This window comes from Pseudoroseomonas sp. WGS1072 (assembly GCF_049340465.1).
Lineage (GTDB): Bacteria > Pseudomonadota > Alphaproteobacteria > Acetobacterales > Acetobacteraceae > Pseudoroseomonas.
The window spans coordinates 507,914-525,281 of the sequence record NZ_JBMPSU010000001.1 but is presented as its reverse complement, the minus strand read 5'-3'; the positions used below and the strand labels follow the sequence as shown (position 1 = coordinate 525,281).

At 72.3% G+C, this 17,368-nt stretch carries 19 protein-coding genes; 18 read left to right on the top strand and 1 reads right to left on the bottom strand.

Annotation, left to right across the window (positions count from 1 at the left end; translation table 11 throughout):
• Window positions 1-76 precede the first annotated feature (76 nt).
• The 15 genes from ACF3NH_RS02560 (at window position 77) to ACF3NH_RS02490 (ending at window position 13,195) form a co-directional block, all read left to right on the top strand.
• Complete coding sequence (locus ACF3NH_RS02560; protein WP_198365935.1) at window positions 77-511, top strand: hypothetical protein; 435 nt, start codon at window positions 77-79, stop codon at window positions 509-511.
• Complete coding sequence (locus ACF3NH_RS02555; protein WP_422921753.1) at window positions 508-975, top strand: hypothetical protein; 468 nt, start codon at window positions 508-510, stop codon at window positions 973-975. Before ACF3NH_RS02560 ends, ACF3NH_RS02555 begins: the two co-directional genes overlap by 4 nt.
• A 148-nt stretch (window positions 976-1,123) precedes the next feature.
• The gene (locus tag ACF3NH_RS02550) at window positions 1,124-1,357 is read left to right on the top strand and encodes a hypothetical protein (protein ID WP_198365937.1); all 234 of its coding nucleotides are present in this window, start codon (window positions 1,124-1,126) and stop codon (window positions 1,355-1,357) included.
• 5 nt (window positions 1,358-1,362) lie between these two features.
• Window positions 1,363-2,778: a portal protein gene (locus ACF3NH_RS02545; RefSeq protein WP_198365938.1), complete on the top strand. Its 1,416-nt coding sequence runs from the start codon at window positions 1,363-1,365 to the stop codon at window positions 2,776-2,778.
• 8 nt (window positions 2,779-2,786) lie between these two features.
• Window positions 2,787-3,527 carry a capsid assembly protein gene (locus ACF3NH_RS02540; protein WP_198365939.1) on the top strand — a complete coding sequence of 247 codons (741 nt, stop codon included), beginning with the start codon at window positions 2,787-2,789 and terminating at the stop codon, window positions 3,525-3,527.
• A 157-nt stretch (window positions 3,528-3,684) separates the two neighbouring features.
• Entirely contained in the window at window positions 3,685-4,518 is an 834-nt protein-coding gene (locus ACF3NH_RS02535; RefSeq protein WP_422921752.1) for a phage capsid protein, read from the top strand.
• Between the two features lie 87 nt (window positions 4,519-4,605).
• Window positions 4,606-5,175, top strand: coding sequence for a hypothetical protein (locus ACF3NH_RS02530; protein WP_198365941.1), 570 nt, complete (start codon window positions 4,606-4,608; stop codon window positions 5,173-5,175).
• Window positions 5,176-5,179: 4 nt separating this feature from the next.
• Window positions 5,180-7,060 (top strand): phage tail protein, encoded by a 1,881-nt coding sequence (locus ACF3NH_RS02525; RefSeq protein ID WP_422921751.1) that lies wholly within the window; start codon window positions 5,180-5,182, stop codon window positions 7,058-7,060.
• Window positions 7,060-7,500 (top strand): hypothetical protein, encoded by a 441-nt coding sequence (locus ACF3NH_RS02520; protein WP_198365943.1) that lies wholly within the window; start codon window positions 7,060-7,062, stop codon window positions 7,498-7,500. Before ACF3NH_RS02525 ends, ACF3NH_RS02520 begins: the two co-directional genes overlap by 1 nt.
• Before the next feature lie 65 nt (window positions 7,501-7,565).
• Window positions 7,566-9,935 carry a glycosyl hydrolase family 28-related protein gene (locus ACF3NH_RS02515; protein WP_422921750.1) on the top strand — a complete coding sequence of 790 codons (2,370 nt, stop codon included), beginning with the start codon at window positions 7,566-7,568 and terminating at the stop codon, window positions 9,933-9,935.
• Between the two features lie 49 nt (window positions 9,936-9,984).
• Complete coding sequence (locus ACF3NH_RS02510) at window positions 9,985-10,305, top strand: hypothetical protein (protein ID WP_422921749.1); 321 nt, start codon at window positions 9,985-9,987, stop codon at window positions 10,303-10,305.
• Window positions 10,286-11,758, top strand: coding sequence for a phage terminase large subunit (gene terL / locus ACF3NH_RS02505; RefSeq protein ID WP_422921748.1), 1,473 nt, complete (start codon window positions 10,286-10,288; stop codon window positions 11,756-11,758). The genes ACF3NH_RS02510 and terL overlap by 20 nt, the downstream gene beginning before the upstream one ends.
• A gap of 190 nt (window positions 11,759-11,948) precedes the next feature.
• On the top strand, window positions 11,949-12,332 hold the full coding sequence (locus ACF3NH_RS02500) for a hypothetical protein (RefSeq protein WP_422921747.1): 384 nt from the start codon (window positions 11,949-11,951) through the stop codon (window positions 12,330-12,332).
• 37 nt (window positions 12,333-12,369) lie between these two features.
• Window positions 12,370-12,831 (top strand): cell wall hydrolase, encoded by a 462-nt coding sequence (locus tag ACF3NH_RS02495; RefSeq protein WP_422921746.1) that lies wholly within the window; start codon window positions 12,370-12,372, stop codon window positions 12,829-12,831.
• Window positions 12,832-12,841: 10 nt separating this feature from the next.
• Window positions 12,842-13,195, top strand: coding sequence for a DUF952 domain-containing protein (locus ACF3NH_RS02490; RefSeq protein WP_198365949.1), 354 nt, complete (start codon window positions 12,842-12,844; stop codon window positions 13,193-13,195).
• Between the two features lie 15 nt (window positions 13,196-13,210).
• On the opposite strand, the gene ACF3NH_RS02485 is transcribed toward ACF3NH_RS02490, so the two are convergent.
• Entirely contained in the window at window positions 13,211-13,705 is a 495-nt protein-coding gene (locus tag ACF3NH_RS02485) for an MmcB family DNA repair protein (RefSeq protein WP_304621599.1), read from the bottom strand.
• Window positions 13,706-13,756: 51 nt separating this feature from the next.
• Here ACF3NH_RS02485 and ACF3NH_RS02480 point away from each other — a divergent pair, with 51 nt between their 5' ends.
• From ACF3NH_RS02480 to ACF3NH_RS02470, 3 genes are all read left to right on the top strand, one after another.
• Window positions 13,757-14,275: a YcgN family cysteine cluster protein gene (locus ACF3NH_RS02480; protein ID WP_198365950.1), complete on the top strand. Its 519-nt coding sequence runs from the start codon at window positions 13,757-13,759 to the stop codon at window positions 14,273-14,275.
• A gap of 43 nt (window positions 14,276-14,318) precedes the next feature.
• The gene (locus ACF3NH_RS02475) at window positions 14,319-14,633 is read left to right on the top strand and encodes a cupin domain-containing protein (protein WP_198365951.1); all 315 of its coding nucleotides are present in this window, start codon (window positions 14,319-14,321) and stop codon (window positions 14,631-14,633) included.
• 197 nt (window positions 14,634-14,830) lie between these two features.
• The gene (locus tag ACF3NH_RS02470; RefSeq protein ID WP_422921744.1) at window positions 14,831-17,368 is read left to right on the top strand and encodes a response regulator; all 2,538 of its coding nucleotides are present in this window, start codon (window positions 14,831-14,833) and stop codon (window positions 17,366-17,368) included.

The window sequence follows — 17,368 nt, the reverse complement described above, 5'->3', positions numbered from 1 at the left end:
ATCACAAATAGGTGTTGACACCTATTAAGAGAATCGCAATGGTTGGGCGGTATTCAACTATTTGGCGAGAACGCTCATGGCCACCGCCCCCCGCAGCACCACTGCCGTCTATGCCTCGATGCGCCGTGCCGAGCCCTTCCGCAGCGCGGAGGAAGCCTGGATCTGGACCATGGCCGCGCTGGTGGCGCGCCGCGACGGCGCGCGCATCGTCGCCGGCGCCGGCCGGGCGCTTCGCCCCTGCGAGCCCGACGACGTGGTGAAATGCCTCGACCGCCTCTACCGCCAGCGCCGCATCGATCTCGTGCATGCCCGCATCCTGCGGATCTGGGGCGAGCGGGGCGAGGCGCCGAATCCCCGCTACGCGCGCGAGAAGAACGACTGGCGCATCTGGACCGAGGCGCTGCGGCGCCTGGAATGGCCGCTGCGGATGAAGGGCATCGTCGAGGGTCCGGGGATGGACCTAACCGAGGAGGCGGTGGTGGTGGAGTGGCCGCTGCGGACCCCGGCGTGACGCCTCGCCCTGCTCTCGGGGCGCGCCTTTCGCCGCGCCACGCCCTGGCCGAGCCGCAGAGGGTCTGGATCGGATTCGGCGGCCAGGCGGATCAGGGCTGGCTGCGGCTGCTGCGCCCCGGCTTCCGGCATTGCTTCGCCGCCCTTCACGACGAGCAGGGCTGGACCGTGGTTGAGCCGCTGTCCGGACGTCTGCTGGTGACGCGGCCGGGCGTGCCGGCGGCCTTCGACCTGCCAGGCTTCTATCACCGTGCCGGACTGACCATTCGCGGACCCTTCACCCCCGGCCCGGCCCGGGGCCGCTGGCTGCCGCCCCTGACGCCTTATTCCTGCGTCGCGGTGTGCCGTGGACTGCTGGGCGCCGGCGCGCCCTTCGCCATCACGCCGCACGGGCTCGACCGGGCGCTGCGGGGCGCCCAAGAAAATAGGAATAAAGTCGTTGACATGCTGAAATCCGTCCTGTAGAACCCTCCTTGTCAACGGGCGAGCTGCGTCCGGCGACATCCTCCCCGATCCCCTCCGAGACTGCGCGGGCCCCGCCGGACACTTCCGGCGGGGCCCGCGGCGTTTTGGGCACCCGATCGGGCCCGACCCGCAGAAGGAGACGACCCGCATGGGTGGCCTGTTCCGAGCCCCGAAGCCGGTGGTGGTCACCGCGGCCCAGACGGTGGCGACCCCGACGAACGCCACGCCCGATTCCGAGGCGGCGGCACAGACCGCGCGGCTGGAGAGCCGGGAACGGTCCCGCCGCGGCCTGCCCGGCACCATCGCCACCTCCGCCCGCGGCGTGCTGGACGCCGCGCCGAGCGGCCTGGCCGGCTCGCGCAAGACCCTGCTCGGAGAATGAGCCGCATGACCCCCGAAACCGTCCTGGCGCGGCAGGCGGCGGCGCTCGACCGCCGCCGCCCCTGGGAGAGCCTCTGGCAGGACTGCTACGACCATGTCCTCTCCGGCACGCCCGGCAGCGGCGGCCCCGCCCTCTACGACGCCACGGCGGCGGACGCGGCGGAGCAACTGGCCTCCAGCCTGATGGCGGAGCTGACCCCGCCCTGGTCGCGCTGGTTCGGCCTGGCGCCGTCACGCGCCCTGGCCGAAGGGCCCGATGCGCTGGCCGCCGCCGAGGCGCTGGAGGCCGCGGCCGAGACGCTGCAGGGCCACCTCGACCGCTCCAACTTCGCGCTCGAGATGCATCAGGCGCTGCTCGACGTCGTGGTCGCCGGAACCGGCGTGCTGCTGGTCGAGGAGGCGCCCCCGGGCGAGGCCTCCGCCCTGCGCTTCACCGCCGTGCCGCTGCGCGAGGCGGTGCTGGAGGAGGGGCAGGGCGGCCGGCTGGACACGGTCTTCCGCGCCGTCTCCCTCGATGCCGCGGCGATCGCGGCGCGCTACCCGGGCGCCCCCCTGCCACCGGCGCTGACCGCCGCGGGGGACGGGCCGGCGCGGGCGTACCGCGTGGTCGAGGCGGTCTGGCCGGAGCGGACCGGCAGCGGCTTCCTCGCCGTGCTGGACCTCGACGGCGCCGCCCTGCCGCTCGCCGCCGGTCGCTTCCTGGACAGCCCCTTCATCGCCTTCCGCTGGATGAAGGCGCCGGGCGAGAGCTACGGCCGCGGCCCGGTGATGAAGGCGCTGCCCGATATCCGCACCGCCAACAAGGTGGTGGAGCTGGTGCTGAAGAACGCCTCCATCGCCGCCACCGGCATCTGGCAGGCGGAGGATGACGGCGTGCTGAACCCGGCCACGGTGCGGCTGGTGCCGGGCGCCATCATTCCCAAGGCGCCGGGCTCCTCCGGGCTGACGCCGCTCGCCGCGCCGGGCAATTTCGATGTCTCGCAACTGGTGCTGGACGATCTTCGCGCCCGCATCCGGTCCGCCCTCCTGGCCGACCGGCTGACGGCGCCGAGGGGCGCGCAGATGACGGCGACCGAGGTGCTGGAGCGCAGCGCCGAGACGGCCCGCCTGCTGGGCGCCACCTACGGGCGGCTGCAGGCCGAGCTGCTGACGCCGCTCGTCGCCCGCTGCCTGAGCATCCTGCGGCGGCGCGGCGAGGTGCCGCCGCTGCTGCTGGACGGGCGGGAGGTGCGCCTGACCTACCAGTCACCGCTCGCCCGCGTGCAGGGCCGCGCCGACGCGGCCAACACGCTGCTCTTCCTGCAGGCCGCCGCGCAGCTCGGCCCGCAGGCGGTGGCGCAGCTGGACATCCCGGCCGCCACCCGCCACCTGGCCCGCGTGCTCGCCGCGCCGGCCGGAATCCTGAACCCCGTCGAGGAATGACAGAGCGCATGTCCGAGAATCTGCTGGAAGCCGCGCTGGAGGGTGAGGACGCCTCCCACCCGGAGGGGATCCCAGAGGGGATCCCGGAGAAGTTCCGGGACGCCGAGACCGGCAAGCTGCGCGTCGATGCGCTGCTGAAGTCCTATCTGGAGCTGGAGAAGCGGCTGTCGCAGCGCTTCGCCCCGCCCGGTCCCGAGGCTCCGGAGGAGGAGCGGGCGCGGTTCCGCCGTGCCCTCGGCGTGCCCGACAGCCCCGAGGACTACAGCATCGAGCCGAAGCACGCGGCCTGCGGGCCGGATGCGGGGGTGAACCGCCGCCTGCACGAGGCCGGCTTCACCTGCGAGCAGGTGCAGCTGGTCTATGACCTGGCGGCCGAGCGCCTGCTGCCGCTGATCGCCGAGGCGGCGGCGGATTACGAGGCGCAGAAGCAGATGGCGAAGCTGGCGCAGGACTTCGGCGGCGAGGAGCAGTTCCGCCGGATCGCGCCGCAGATCGCCGCCTGGGGCCGCGCCAACCTGGCGCCGCCGGTCTACGAGGCGCTCTCCACCACCGCCGAGGGCGTGCTGGCCCTGCACCGCATGATGGAGAAGGGCGAACCCAGCCTGGCGCGCGGCGCCGCCGCCACCGAGGCGATGGACGAGAAGGCGTTGCGCGAGATGATGCGCGACCCGCGCTACTGGCGCTCGCGCGAGCCGGAATACGTCAAGCGCGTGACGGACGGCTTCCGGCGCCTCTTCGGCCAGGGCTGAGCGCCCGCGCCTTCCCCGAGATTCCGCCGGTGCGGAACCCGTCGCCCGCGGGGCGCCGGGCGCATCGGCGTGCCCGCCGCGCCGGCCCCCTGACCGGCCAACCGACGCGCGCGGGCGGCTGCCCCCGAACCCAGATTCCCTCCTGAAGGATATCGGCATGTCCGCTTCCATCGACCAGGTCTTCGCGAAGCAGTTCCAGTCCGAGGTGCACGCCGCGTATCAGCGGCAGGGCAGCAAGCTGCGCCCGACCGTGCGCAGCAAGACCGACATTCGCGGCGCCTCGACCATCTTCCCGATCGTCGGCCGCGGCACGGCGGCGGCGAAGGCGCGCAACGGCGCCGTGCCGGTGATGAACCTGGCGCATTCCAACGTCGAGTGCTTCCTGCAGGACTACTATGCCGGCGAGTGGATCGACCGCCTCGACGAGCTGAAGACGAATGTGGATGAGCGCCAGGTCGTCGCCAATGCCGGCGCCTACGCACTCGGCCGCAAGACCGACGAGCTGATCATCGCCGCCCTCGACACCGCGACGCAGGAAGCCGTGGGCACCGCGCCGGGCACCGGGGACACCGACGGCCTGACCAAGGCCAAGGTGCTGATGGCCTTCGAGATGCTGGGCGCGGCCGACGTGCCGGATGACGGCAACCGCTTCGCCATCGTCGGCTGGAAGCAGTGGAGCCAGCTGCTGCAGATCGAGGAGTTCGCCAATGCCAACTATGTCGGCGACGACGAGCTGCCCTGGAAGGGCACGCAGGTGAAGCGCTGGCTCGGCGCCACCTGGATGCCGCATTCCGGCCTGACCAGGAGCGGCAGCCTCCGCTTCTGCTACTTCTACCACAAGACGGCGGTCGGCCATGCCGTGGCCCAGGACATCGCCACGGACATCACCTGGCATGGCGATCATGCCGCGTACTTCGTCAACAACATGATGAGCCAGGGCTCGGCGCTGATCGACCAGGCCGGCGTCGTGCGGATGCGCGCCGCCGAGTAAGCACCGCCGAGTAAGCACCGCGGGCCGGGGAGGCGGATGCCGCCCCGGCCATCACCGCACCCCCGCCCCACCAGGAGGTTTCGACCGATGGCGCTCTCCGCCCTCGTCCTCTGCTCGCGCGCGCTGCTCAAGATCGGCGCGCAGCCCATCGCCTCGCTCGACGAGGGCACCGCCGAGGCGGAGGTTGCGGCCAACCTCTATCCGGCGGCGCGGGACACGCTGCTCTCGGCCTATCCCTGGTCCTTCGCGACCGGGCAGATGGAACTGCCGCGCCTGCTCGCCACGCCGCACGCCGACTTCGCCTTCGCCTACCAGCTCCCGGCCGACTTCCTGCGCGTGCTTTCGGCCGGCGGGGAGGGACGGGGCAGCGGCCTGGTCTACCGGCTGCACGAGAGCCGCCTGCACACCGACGCGCCGCGCGTCACCTTGACCTACCTGTTCCGGCCGGCGGAATCCGAGTTCCCGCCGTTCTTCGCCGCCGCGCTGGTCACGCGGCTGGCGGCGGAGTTCTGCATTCCGCTGACCGAGAGCACCTCGCGCGCCGAACTTCTGAACCGCCTGGCCGAGAGCGAGTTCCGCAACGCGCGCCTGACCGACAGCCAGCAGCACACCGCGCGCGCGCTGGAGCACTTCCCCCTGATCGCGGCGCGGGGGTGACATCATGGCCGGCGGCCGCAACACCAAGACCAGCTTCACCGCGGGCGAGCTCGGCGACGAACTCCTGGGCCGCCCGGACATGCGCGCCTACGAGAACGGCGCGCGGCGCCTGCGCAATGTCTTCATCCAGCCGACCGGCGGCGTCACCCGCCGCCCCGGCCTGCGGCATGTCGCCATGCTGCCTGGCAAGGCACGGCTGATCGCCTTCGAGTTCAACACCGAGCAGACCTATCTGCTGGTGCTGACGCATCTCCGGCTGCAGGTCTTCATGGACGACGCACCGGTCGCCGAGATCGCCGCGCCCTGGACCGAGGCGATGCTGGACCAGATCGCGCACACGCAGAGCGCCGACACCCTGCTGCTGGCGCATCCCGAGATGATGCCGCAACGCCTGACGCGCGGCAGCCACACGGCCTGGAGCCTGGCCGCCTGGGACTGGGTGGCGCAGCCCTACTTCCGCTACGCCCCGCCCGGCCTGACGCTGGCGCCGAGCGGCACCGGCGGCACCGTGACGCTGACGGCCAGCGCCGCCTTCTTCCAGGCGGGCCATGTCGGCACGCGGCTGCGGATCGGCGGCCGGCGGATCGTCGTCACGGCCATCGCCTCGCCGGGCGTGGCGACCGCTGTCGTCGAGGAGACGCTGGCCGGTGCCGCCCCGACGGACGACTGGGACGAGGCGGCCTTCAGCGGCGTGCATGGCTGGCCGGTGACGCTCTGCTTCCATCAGGACCGGCTGGTGATCGGCGGCTCGCGCGATCTGCCGAACCGCCTGTGGCTGTCGCGTTCGGGCGACCTGTTCAACTTCGACCTCGGCACCGGCCTCGACGACCAGGCGATCGAGTTCGCGCTGCTCTCGGACCAGGTGAACGCCATCCGCGCCGTCTTCTCCGGGCGGCACCTGCAGGTCTTCACCTCCGGCGCCGAATGGATGGTGACGGGCGATCCGATGACGCCGGCCTCGATCCAGCTGCACCGGCAGACGCGCATCGGCTCCCCCATCGCCCGCATCATTCCGCCGGTCGATGTCGATGGCAGCACGATCTTCATCGGCCGCTCCGGCCAGGCGGTGCATGAATACGCCTATACCGATGTCCAGCAGGCCTATCAGGCGAACGACCTGGCGCTGGTCGCGCGGCACCTGGTGCGGGAGCCGGTCTCGATGGTCTACGACCAGACGCGGCGCCTGCTGCATGTCGCGATGGCCGAGGGCTGGCTGGCGACGCTGACGCTCTACCGCACGGAGCTGGTCACGGCCTGGACGCGGCAGGAGACCGCCGGCGCCTTCCGGGCCCTGGCCGAGATCGACGGCACGGTCTGGTGCGCCGTGGAGCGTGACGGCCGCATCAGGCTGGAACGCTTCGATCCCGCCATGGCGGTGGATTCCGGCCTGACCGGCGCCAGTGCGACGCCACGGAGGATCTGGTCGGGCCTCGCGCATCTGGAAGGCCGGAAGGTGCAGGTGGTGGCCGACGGAACGCCGCTGGGCGGCGCGACGGTCGGGGGCGGCGCCGTCACGGTGGAGCCGGAGACGCAGGCGCTGCAGGTCGGCCTCGGCTTCGCGCATGTCATCGAGCCGCTGCCGCCGCAGCTCTCCGGCGCGGCAGGGGCGCGCAGCGTGCCCCTGCGCCTGATCTCCGCCACCTTTCGCCTGCTCGGCACCGCGGCGCTCTCGGTCGATCTCGGAAGCGGCGCGAGGCCGGTGCCCTTTCGCCGGCTGGACACGCCGATGCTCGACGCGGCGCCGCCGCCCTTCACCGGCGACGTCACCCTGCGCGGCCTGGGCTGGCAGCGTGACGCCCTGCGGCCGCTCTGGCGGATCGAGGGCGAGACACCGCTGCCCCTGACGCTGCTTTCCGTCACCACCGAAACGAGGATGACCGACTGATGGCACAGCTCGCTCCGATCGCCACGCTCGTCGGCACCGGCGCCTCGCTCTATGGCACGGTGCGGCAGGGCCAGGCACAGGCCGCGCAGGCCAAGGCGCAGCAGCAGCAGGAGGCGGAGGGCCTGGCCCTGCGGCAGCAGCAGCTCGCGGTCCAGCAGGAGAGCGAGGCACGCGCGCGGGCCGACCGGCTGGAGCGCACCACGGCGGCCACGCGCGCGCGGCTGGCCGCCTCCGGCGTCAACCCGGACCAGGGATCGGCAGCCGCCATCACCACCGGGCTGGAACGGGATGCGGCGGAGGCTGCGGCGGACAGCAACGAGCAGTTCGCCACCCGCATGGCCGCCGGCCGCAGCTCGCTGCTGAACGCCGACGGCTCGCTGACCACCTGGCTGCGCGCCGGCAACGGCTTCAGCGGCGCACTCCGCTCCCTGCTGGAGTAGGGCGGCTCCGGCTCGCGCCGATGCGGCCCGGCCGCTCCTTTCCCCCTTTTCCAAGAGAGACCCGCATGGCCGAGCATATCCGCATCGGCGACGTCGCGCCGCGTGTGCACTACGTGGCGGACGGCGCGCAGACCGCCTTCGTCTTTCCGTTCCCCATCTTCGAGGAGGCGGATCTCGAGGTCCGCGTCGATGGGCTGGTGACGCAGGAGGGCTTCCTCATCCAGGGCGCCGGCGCCTCGGAAGGCGGCCTGGTCACCTTCCGACAGCCGCCCGCCGCGGGCCGGCAGGTGCTGCTGCGCCGCGTTCTGGTGATGCAGCGGGTGACCGACTTCCAGCCGAACGGAGTACTGCGCGCCAACACGCTGAACGACGAGCTCGACCGCCAGACCGCCGGCCTGCAGGAGCTTCGCGAGGATCTCCAGGCCGCGCTCCGCGCCGCGCCCGGCGATGCCCCGGCGACGCTGACGCTGCCCTCGCGTGAGGGGCGCGCCAACAGGTTGCTGGCCTTCGACAGCCTGGGCAATGCCACCGCCGTCGCGCGCGAGCCGGTGCTCTTCGCGCCCTTCGCCGGCGCCATCGCGCGCACCGTCGAGGACAAGCTCGGCGAGCGGCTCTCGGTCCGCGACTTCGGCGCCGCCGGCGATGGCGTGACCGATGATGGTCCGGCCCTGCAGGCGGCGATGAACGCCGCGGCGGCATCCGGCAAGGTGCTCGAGATCGGCGAGGGGAGCCATCGCACGACATCGCCGCTGACCCTGCCCGGCGCCGCCGCCGGCCTCGTCATGCGCGGCAGCATCCTCTATGCCGGGCCCGGCGGCGGCGCCGCGCTGACCATCGGCGACGGCGCGGCCACGCGCAACCAGGGCAAGAGCTACCAGGGCCTGCGCGTGCTGCGCGCCAGCCTCTCCGACTGGCTGGACGAACGCGACATCGGCATCGTGCTGCGCAACCTGGACGCCTGCTCGGTCTCGATCGCGCGCGTCGAGGGCTTCACCATCGGCATCCGCACCCTCGGCGTCGAGCTGGGCTTCGAGGACAGCACGATCCATCTCGGGCGCATCGTCAACAACCGCATCGGCCTCGACATCCGCACCGCGACGGCCGAGGCCTGGAACAACAGCGTGCGCTACATCGGCGGGCACTTCGCCAACTCGGCGGCGACGCATCCCTCGATGGACCGGTTCGGCGTGCGCTTCTCCTGCGAGGCCGGCGCCTACAACCGCCACAACGCGCATCTCTTCCTCGGCCCCGGCTTCGAGCTGCAGCGGGGCGGTGGCGACACGGGCTATCCGCAGCGCGGCGCCATTCCCTTCCTGCTGGAGGCGGGCGACGAGCGCGGCATCCAGGCCGTCGGCGTCCGCATGGAGCAGTGCAGCCGCTATGTCGCGCGTCATGCCGGCGGTGCCAATGACTGCTGCTACGAGGTGAACTACGTCGGCAACTATGCCTTCGAGGGCTGTGCCGTGCACTATCCGGCGACGGCGACGCGGGCCGGCGGCACCGTCATCGCCCGGCACCAGGCCGCGGCGGCGCAGGGCTCCCCCCGCCTGGTCGCCGATGCCGGGCATGTGCGCGGCCGGGCCTTCCGCTGGAGCAACGACGAGATCGGCTTCGAGGGCATGGCCTGCCTGTCGGGCAACCCCGCCGGTCCGCCCTCGACGCTGGATGGCTTCGCCTTTCCGGGCCTGCCGGACATCGTCCTGAACGGCGACAGCGTCGGCCTGCCGACCAGCCGCGCCCTCGGCTTCGTCGTCGATGCCGCCGCCTGCAAGGAGTTCTTCGTCGCGGTCGAGGGCGAGCGGCTCCGCATCGTGGTGCAGCAGTTCGACGCGGGCGGCGAGGTCATCCTGCAGGACCGGCCGGTGCTGTTCTCGAACATGAATGTCGTCGGCCGGTTCCCGGGCTCCGCCGAGGCGTCCAACGCGCACTGGTGGGAAGGCAACGCCAATATCGACAGCCTGGTGACCAGCGGCGGCGCGAGCCTGCCGCTGAACCGGCTGCAACGCGTCACCCTGCACGCCGATGCCGCCTGGGCGGTGATCGGCGTGCGGGGCGCGGCGGAGGGCACGCAGCCGACCGCCGTCCTGAAGGCGCTGCGGCTCTACTGCTCGGCGCTGCATGCGCCGGGCATCCTCTATGGCGGGTCGCGCCGCTGGGGCGTCCGCGAGCTGCAGGCGCGCCTCGACTTCGATCCGACGGAGATCCCCGCCGGCGGCAACGCCACGCAGGTCGTGCCGCTTCCCTTCGTGCAGGGCGGCGACGTGGTGCAGGCCAGCCATACCGCGGCCTCCGGCTTCATCGAATGGAGCGCCGCCACCACCACCACCGGCCAGGGCGGCAGCGTCACCTGCCGCGCCACCAACCGGCACGGCAGCCTGGCGATCAACCTCGCCGCCGGAACCCTGTTCGTGCGCGCTACCAAGCCAAGGATCTGACCATGCACGGGACGTTCCATGCCGGACCCGAACCCGGACCGGAGACGCCATGACACGGCGCCAGATCGTCACGCCCGAGGAACTGCGCGGCGCCATCCGCCGCGTGGTGGACGACTACGAGGCCTTCGTCGCGCGCGGGCCATCCCCCGGCACGCATGACGATGCCAAGGCCTTCGCCGCGCATCACAGCGCGGCGAAGTCGGCCCTGACCCATCTGGAATACCTGCTGAAGCTCGCCCGCTCCGCCGGTGCCGGGGAGGAGCAGGGCGTGGCGGAGGCCGGCGCGTTGCTGCGGCAGGCCCGCAGCGCCCTGGTGGAGACCGCCGAAGCCGAGGAGGCATGCGAGGACGATGACGGACCCTCCGGCTGACCTGCTCGAATTCGTCTGGGTCTGGAACAGCCAGGCCGGGCAGGGCACGCCGCCCGTGCACCGTCGCGTCCTGCGCTGGCTCGAGGGCCGTCGCGCGGCGGGGGACCACCGGCTGCTGCTGATGGCCTTCCGCGGCTGCGGCAAGTCCACGCTGGTCGGGCTCTACTGCGCCTGGCTGCTGTATCGCCGGCCGGAGACGCGCATCCTGGTGCTGGCGGCGGACCATCCGCTGGCCACCAAGATGGTCGCCACCGTGCGGCGCATCGTCGAGCGGCACCCGCTCTGCCGTCCGCTCGTCCCGGCCTCGCCCGAGGCCTGGGCGGTGGACCGCTTCACCGTCGAGCGGCCGGGCGCGCTGCGCGACCCCTCGATGCTGGCGGCGGGGCTCGGCGGCAACATCACCGGCCTGCGCGCCGATGTCATCGTCTGCGACGACGTCGAGGTGGCCGGGAACTGCGACACCGCCGGCAAGCGCGCGGAACTGCGGGAGCGGCTGGCCGAGACCGAGTTCATCCTGACGCCGGGCGGCACCATCCTCTATGTCGGGACGCCGCACTGCGCCGAGAGTCTCTACCGCACGGCGCAGGAGGGCGAGAGCTGGCTCGCCGGCTATCGCCGCCTGCGCATCCCGCTGCTGGATGGCGCGGGGCGCAGCGCCTGGCCGGAACGCTTCTCCGAGGCCATGGTGGCGCAGCTGCGCGAGCGGGTCGGGCCGATCCACTTCAGCCGGCAGATGCTGCTGCGGCCGGTGGCGGCGGAGGCGGCGCGGCTCGATCCCGCGCTGCTGATCCGCTACGCCGAGGAGATCGACTACCGCGAGGCGCAGGGGCGGCCGGTGCTCAGCCTGCTCGGCCGCCGCATGGTCTCGGGCGGCGGCTTCTGGGACCCGGCCTTCGGGCGGCCGGAGCGTGGCGATTCCAGCGTCCTCGCCGCGACCTACGCCGATGCCGAGGGCAACCACTACCTGCATCGCATCGCCTATATCGTGCAGGAGCCGGACGCGCCGGACGATCCGGCGACCCAGCAATGCCGCGCCGTCGCGCGGCTGGCGCGGGAGCTGCTGCTGCCCGTCGTGCGCGTCGAGACCAACGGGCTCGGCAGGTTCCTGCCGGCGGTGCTGCGGCGGGAGATGGCGCGCGCCGGGGCGGCCTGCGCCGTGGTCGAGCAGCACAGCCACCGCTCCAAGCAGGAACGCATCCTCTCCGCCCTCGACCCGCTGCTGGCGGCACGGAAGCTGCACGCGCACGAGCAGGTGTTCCGCACGCCCTTCCCGGTGGAGATGGCCGAGTGGAAGCCCGACGTCGCGGGCACGCGCGACGATGCGTTGGACGCGCTGTCGGGCTGCCTGCTGGCCGAGCCCGTGCGGCTGCCCGGCGCGCCGCCCGCGGCGCGGGGGGCGGGCTGGCGCGGGATCGACGGAACGGTGCCCGCTCTGACTCAATCTTACATGTAAATGTTCTTGTTTTGTTTGCCATGGGGCCGGCCGGCGGCTAGAGAGGGGCTGTCAGCGGGCAAGTTGCGCCCGCGGCCCCGGCCATCCCGACCCCACCCCCCCCCGATCGCTCCCCCACGGCGCCGTGTCATCGACCCTCCCCAGGGCCGATGGCGCGGCGCCGTTCCTCATGCTGGCCAAGGAGGGCCGGATGAACCCGCTCGATCTGGAACCCCAGACTCTGGCCACCACCCTGGCCGCGGCCGTCCAGGCGCCGGTCCTGCTCGTCCTGTTCTGGATGCTGCATGGCCTGCGTCGCGGCCTGCCCGGCCCCGGGCCCGACCTCGCCGACCCCGCGCAGCCCCCCCGGGTGGAAGGCGAGGCCCTGGCCCGGACCCGCGACGAACTGGCCGCCTTCAAGCTGGAGGTGGCGCGGACCTATGTGCCGCTGGCCCTGATCCGAGACGTCGACCAGCGCCTCAGCCAGCACCTGCTGCGCATCGAGGAGAAGCTCGACGCCGTCACCCGCGCCGCCACCGTCACCGCCGCCGTGCAGTCCGCCCGCCAGGGCTGGCGCGGCGACGATGCCCGCTGATCCCGCCCCCCGAACGCCCCCCGGACCGAGGACGCCCATGACGCCCATCACCGCTCCCGATCACGCCCCCTGGACCAGCTGCGCCCGGACGCCGCAGGAGGTGCTGGCCATGACCCTCTGGGCCGAGGCCGGCACCCGCCCGGTGCGGGCCATCGAGGCCCTGGCCGCGACCATCATGAACCGGGTCCGCCTGGCCGAGGGCGGGGCGGTGACGCATTGGGGGAAGGGCCTGGCCGCCATCTGCCGCGCGCCCTTCCAGTTCTCCTGCTGGAACCGCAACCACATCCGGCACATGCTGATGCTGGCCATTCCGCCCGGCGACCCCGCCATGGCGATCTGCCGGCGCATCGCCGCGCGGGCGGCGGCCGGGGCATTGATGGACCCGACCGGCGGGGCCACCCATGCGCATGCCGCGGAGGAGATGCCCGACTGGGCGCTGCGCCTGCCGCCCCTGGCCGAGATCGGCGGCATGCTGTTCTACCGGCCCTCGGAGGGCTAGAATCCCGGGCATGGAGCCCATCATCTACACCATGATCCGGGATGCCGACTGGCGCGAGGCCCGCGCCGCCGGCATCTATCGCGGCAGCGCGGAGGATGCGCGGGACGGTTTCCTGCATTTCTCGACCGCCGCGCAGTTGCGCGAGAGCGCCGCCCGCCACCGCGCCGGCCAGCCGGATCTCTGGCTGGTGGCGGCCGAGGCGGCGGCGCTCGGCGTCACGCTGCGCTGGGAGCCTTCGGGCGGCGCACGCCCCGGCCTCTTCCCGCATCTCTACGGCCCGCTGCCGCTCCCGGCGGTACGCTGGGCCATGCCTCTGCCGTTGCGGCCTGACGGCACGCATCTCTTCCCGGACGAGATTCCCTGAGCGGTCGGGGCGCCCTCACTCCACCTTCAGTGCCGCGCGCAGCTCCGCGGCGCCGGCGGGATCGCACAGGCCCTGCAGCCGCCCCGCCGCCAGCCGGGCATAGCGCAGCAGCAGCGACCGGCGCCGCGCCGGCGGCAGCCGGTGCTCCGGCGCCGGGCGAAGGATCGCCGCCTCCCCCTCATCCGCCACGATCAGGCCGACATCCTCCGGCAGAAGCGCCTGGGGGAAGTCGAGATCGACCGCGAAGAACAGACGGTCGCACCATTCCCGGTATTCGTGCCACTTGGCATCGGTCTGGAAATCGCGGGCGCAGCTCTTCACCTCGATGGCGGTGAAGCCGCCATCCGGCTCCAGCGCCAGGATATCGAGCCGCCGGCCCGTGGGCAGCGGCACCTCCAGCACCGGCGCCCAACCCAGCCGTCCACACAGGCGGCCCGCGGCGCGGCAGACCCGCAGCGTGCGTTCGGGAGGGGTGAGGAGCGGGAAGGGGGAGCCGGACATCCGTTCCATGTTCGCTCTCCGTTCCTTGGCGCGTCAAGCCCGGCTGGTGTAAGAGGAGCCATGGGCGCGGAACCTCCCTTCTGGAAGATCAAGCCGCTGGCGTCGATGAGCCGGGCGGAATGGGAAAGCCTGTGCGATGGCTGCGGCCGCTGCTGCCTGCACAAGCTGCGCGACGAGGACACCGAGGCCCTGGCCCATACCGCCGTCGCCTGTCGCCTGCTCGACATCGACAGTTGCCGCTGCCGCGACTATGCCAACCGCCGGGCGCATGTGCCGGATTGCGTCAAGCTGACGCCGCGGCGGCTGGCCGGAATCGACTGGCTCCCCCCCTCCTGCGCCTATCGCCTGGTGGCGGAGGGGAAGGACCTGCCCTGGTGGCATCCGCTGGTCTCCGGCCGGGCCGGGACGGTGCACGAGGCGGGGGCCTCGGTGCGCGGCCGCGCCGTGCCGGAACGCGCCGTGCGTGACCTCGAGGATCACCTGGCCGACTGGCCGGGGGAATGGCCGGAGGAAGGGTCCGGGCAGGCGCCGACCGCCGGCCCGGCAACCGCCAGCCCGGCAGAAGAGGAGAAGCCCTGATGCGAAACCCCGCCCCCTCCACCCGCCGCCACTGCCGCGCCGCATGAGCGAGCCCCTGCGCTGCCGCGCCCCCGCCATCGCCACGGTGCAGATCGACACCTCCGACCTGCGCGTCACCCGCTGGGACTTTCCGCCCGGCTCCGAAACCGGCTGGCACCGCCACGGCTGGTCCTACGTGGTGGTCCCCGTGCTGGCGGGGCAGATGACGCTGGAACTGCCGGGTGGCGAGACCGCCAGCGTCACCCTGGTGCCCGGCGTCTCCTACGAGCGCAAGGCGGGCGTGGAGCACAACGTCATCAACAACGGCGATGCGCCTTTCGCCTTCGTCGAGATCGAGATGAAGGCCTATCCGGGCTGAAGCGGGGCGGGGATGGGCTTCTCTCGCCCGCCCGGGCTTCCTAGATTGATCGCGCACAACCCCGGCAGTGAGCGGAGCGGACCACGCCTCATGGCGCAGAGAGAGTATTTGTCGTCCCCCCACTCCCGTCGCGACGTGACCCCTCTCCCGGAACTCCCCCTCTCCGGCCCGGCCTGCCGCGCGGGGCGGCCGGCGCCATGAAGCAGCCGGATTTCATGGCGCTCCTCGACGCGGCGCCGCACCCCTACATGGTGCTCGATCCCGAGCTGACGCTGGTCTGGGCGAACCGCGCCTATCTCTCGGCGACCGGGCGCAGCGCCGCCGACATCCTGAATCGCAACCTTTTCCAGGCCTTTCCCAGCGGGCCGCACGACGCGGGTGGCAGGGCCGAGCGCCAGCTCCGGCAATCCCTCGGCACCGTGCTGGAAAGCCGGACGCCGCACAGCATCGCCCTGATCCGCTACGCCATCCCGCGGGAGATGCCGGAGGGCGTGGTCTTCGAGGACCGCTACTGGAGCGCCACCCACACGCCGGTGCTGGACGCCAGCGGGGAGGTGGCCTTCATCCTGCAGCAGACCGACGACGTCACCGAACTCCGGCGCTCCCGCGCGGCCCGCGTGGATGAGCAGGATCGTCCGGCGCGGCTGAGCCGCAGCCTGCTGCGGCGGGCGGAGGTGGTCCAGGAGGTCAACCTCGCCCTCGACGCCGAGCGCAGCCTGCTGCACCGCCTGCTCGAGCAGGCCCCCGCCTTCGGCGCCTTCCTGCGCGGTCCGGAGCATGTCTTCGAGATCGCCAACCAGGCCTATCGCCACCTGGTCGGCCGTGACGACCTGCTGGGCAAGCCGGTGCGCGCGGCGCTGCCGGAACTGGAAGGCCAGCCCTTCTTCGATATCCTGGACCGGGTGTACCAGACCGGCGAGGCCTTCAATGCCCGCGCCATGGGCGCGCGGCTGCGGCAGCAGCATGATGGCGAGCTGGCCGATCTCTATCTCGACTTCATCTACCAGCCGATCCTCGACGCCGTCGGGCAGGTGAGCGGCATCTTCGTCCTCGGCTACGACGTCACCGAGCAGCACCGCACCGCCGCCGAGCTGGAGCGCTACAAGGACCGGCTCGAGGACATGGTGCGCAGCCGCACCCGGGCGCTGGAAGAGAGCGAGGCGGAGCGGCGGCGGACCGAGGTGGCCCTGCGGCAATCGCAGAAGATGGAGGCGATCGGCCAGCTCACCGGCGGTGTCGCGCACGACTTCAACAACCTGCTGCAGATCCTCAGCGGCAACCTCCAGCTGCTGCAGCGCTCCCTGCTGACGGCCGAGGATCAGCGCCGGCTGGAGATGGCGCTCGGCGCCGTCGATCGCGGCGCGAAGCTCGCCTCGCAGCTCCTGGCCTTTGCCCGCCGCCAGCCGCTCGAGCCGCGCGCGGTCAATCTCGGCCGGCTGGTGCGCGACATGGACGACCTGCTGCGCCGGGCCCTGGGCGAGGCGATCGAGCTGGAGACGGTGATCGCCGGCGGGCTGTGGAACACCCTGGCCGATCCCGACCAGGTGCAGAACGCCCTGCTGAACCTCGCGGTCAATGCGCGCGACGCGATGGACGGCGGCGGCCGGCTGACCATCGAGGCCGGCAATGCCATGCTGGACGACATGTATGCCCTGCAGCATGACGACGTGAAGCCGGGGCAATACGTCATGCTGGCCGTCTCCGACACCGGCAGCGGCATGCCGCCGGAGCTTCTGGAGAAGGTCTTCGAACCCTTCTTCACCACCAAGCGCGAGGGACGCGGCACCGGCCTCGGCCTGTCCATGGTCTATGGCTTCGTCAAGCAGAGCCACGGCCACATCAAGATCTATTCCGAGGTCGGCCAGGGCACCACGGTCCGCCTCTACCTGCCGCGCAGCCACAATGCCGAGGAGGCCGTGGCGCCGGCGGTGCCGGCCTTGCTGGAGGGCGGCAGCGAGACCATCCTGGTGGTCGAGGACGACCCCGTGGTGCAGGCCACCGTCGTCGATCTGCTGGGCGATCTCGGCTATACCGTGCTTCGCACCTCGGACGGGCAGAGCGCGCTGACGCTGGCGCGGAGCGGCGTCGCCATCGACCTCCTGTTCACTGACGTGGTGATGCCCGGACCGGTGCGGGCGCCGGATCTGGCGCGGCAGGTCCAGACCCTGATGCCGCATTGCGCCGTGCTCTTCACCTCCGGCTATACCGAGAACGCCATCGTCCATGGCGGCCGGCTGGACCCGGGCGTGAACCTGCTGTCCAAGCCGTACCGGCGCGAGGATCTGGCGCGCAAGGTCCGGCACACGCTGAACAACCGCCGCCAGGCCCTGGCCGCCGCCGCCCTGCCGCGCGTGCAGATCCCGCCCGCCGCGCTGCCCGCCGCCGCGGGGACCTGGCGCGTGCTGCTGGTCGAGGACGATCCGCTGATCCTGATGGACAGCGAGGACATGCTGTCGGCGCTCGGCTGCCGCGTGGTGGGCGTGCGTGACGCGCCAAGCGCGCTGCGGGAGATGGAGCGGCAGGAGTTCGACCTGCTCTTCACCGATATCGGCCTGCCCGGCATGTCCGGCCCGGAACTGGCGCGGCTGGCCCGCGGGCGGCGGCCGGGGCTGCGGATCATCTTCGCCTCCGGCTATGGCGCGGCAGCGGCGGCCGAGATGCCGGACGCCCTGGCGCTGACCAAGCCCTATGGCCTGCGCGAGCTGGAAGCGGTGCTGCGCCGCGCCATGTCCTGA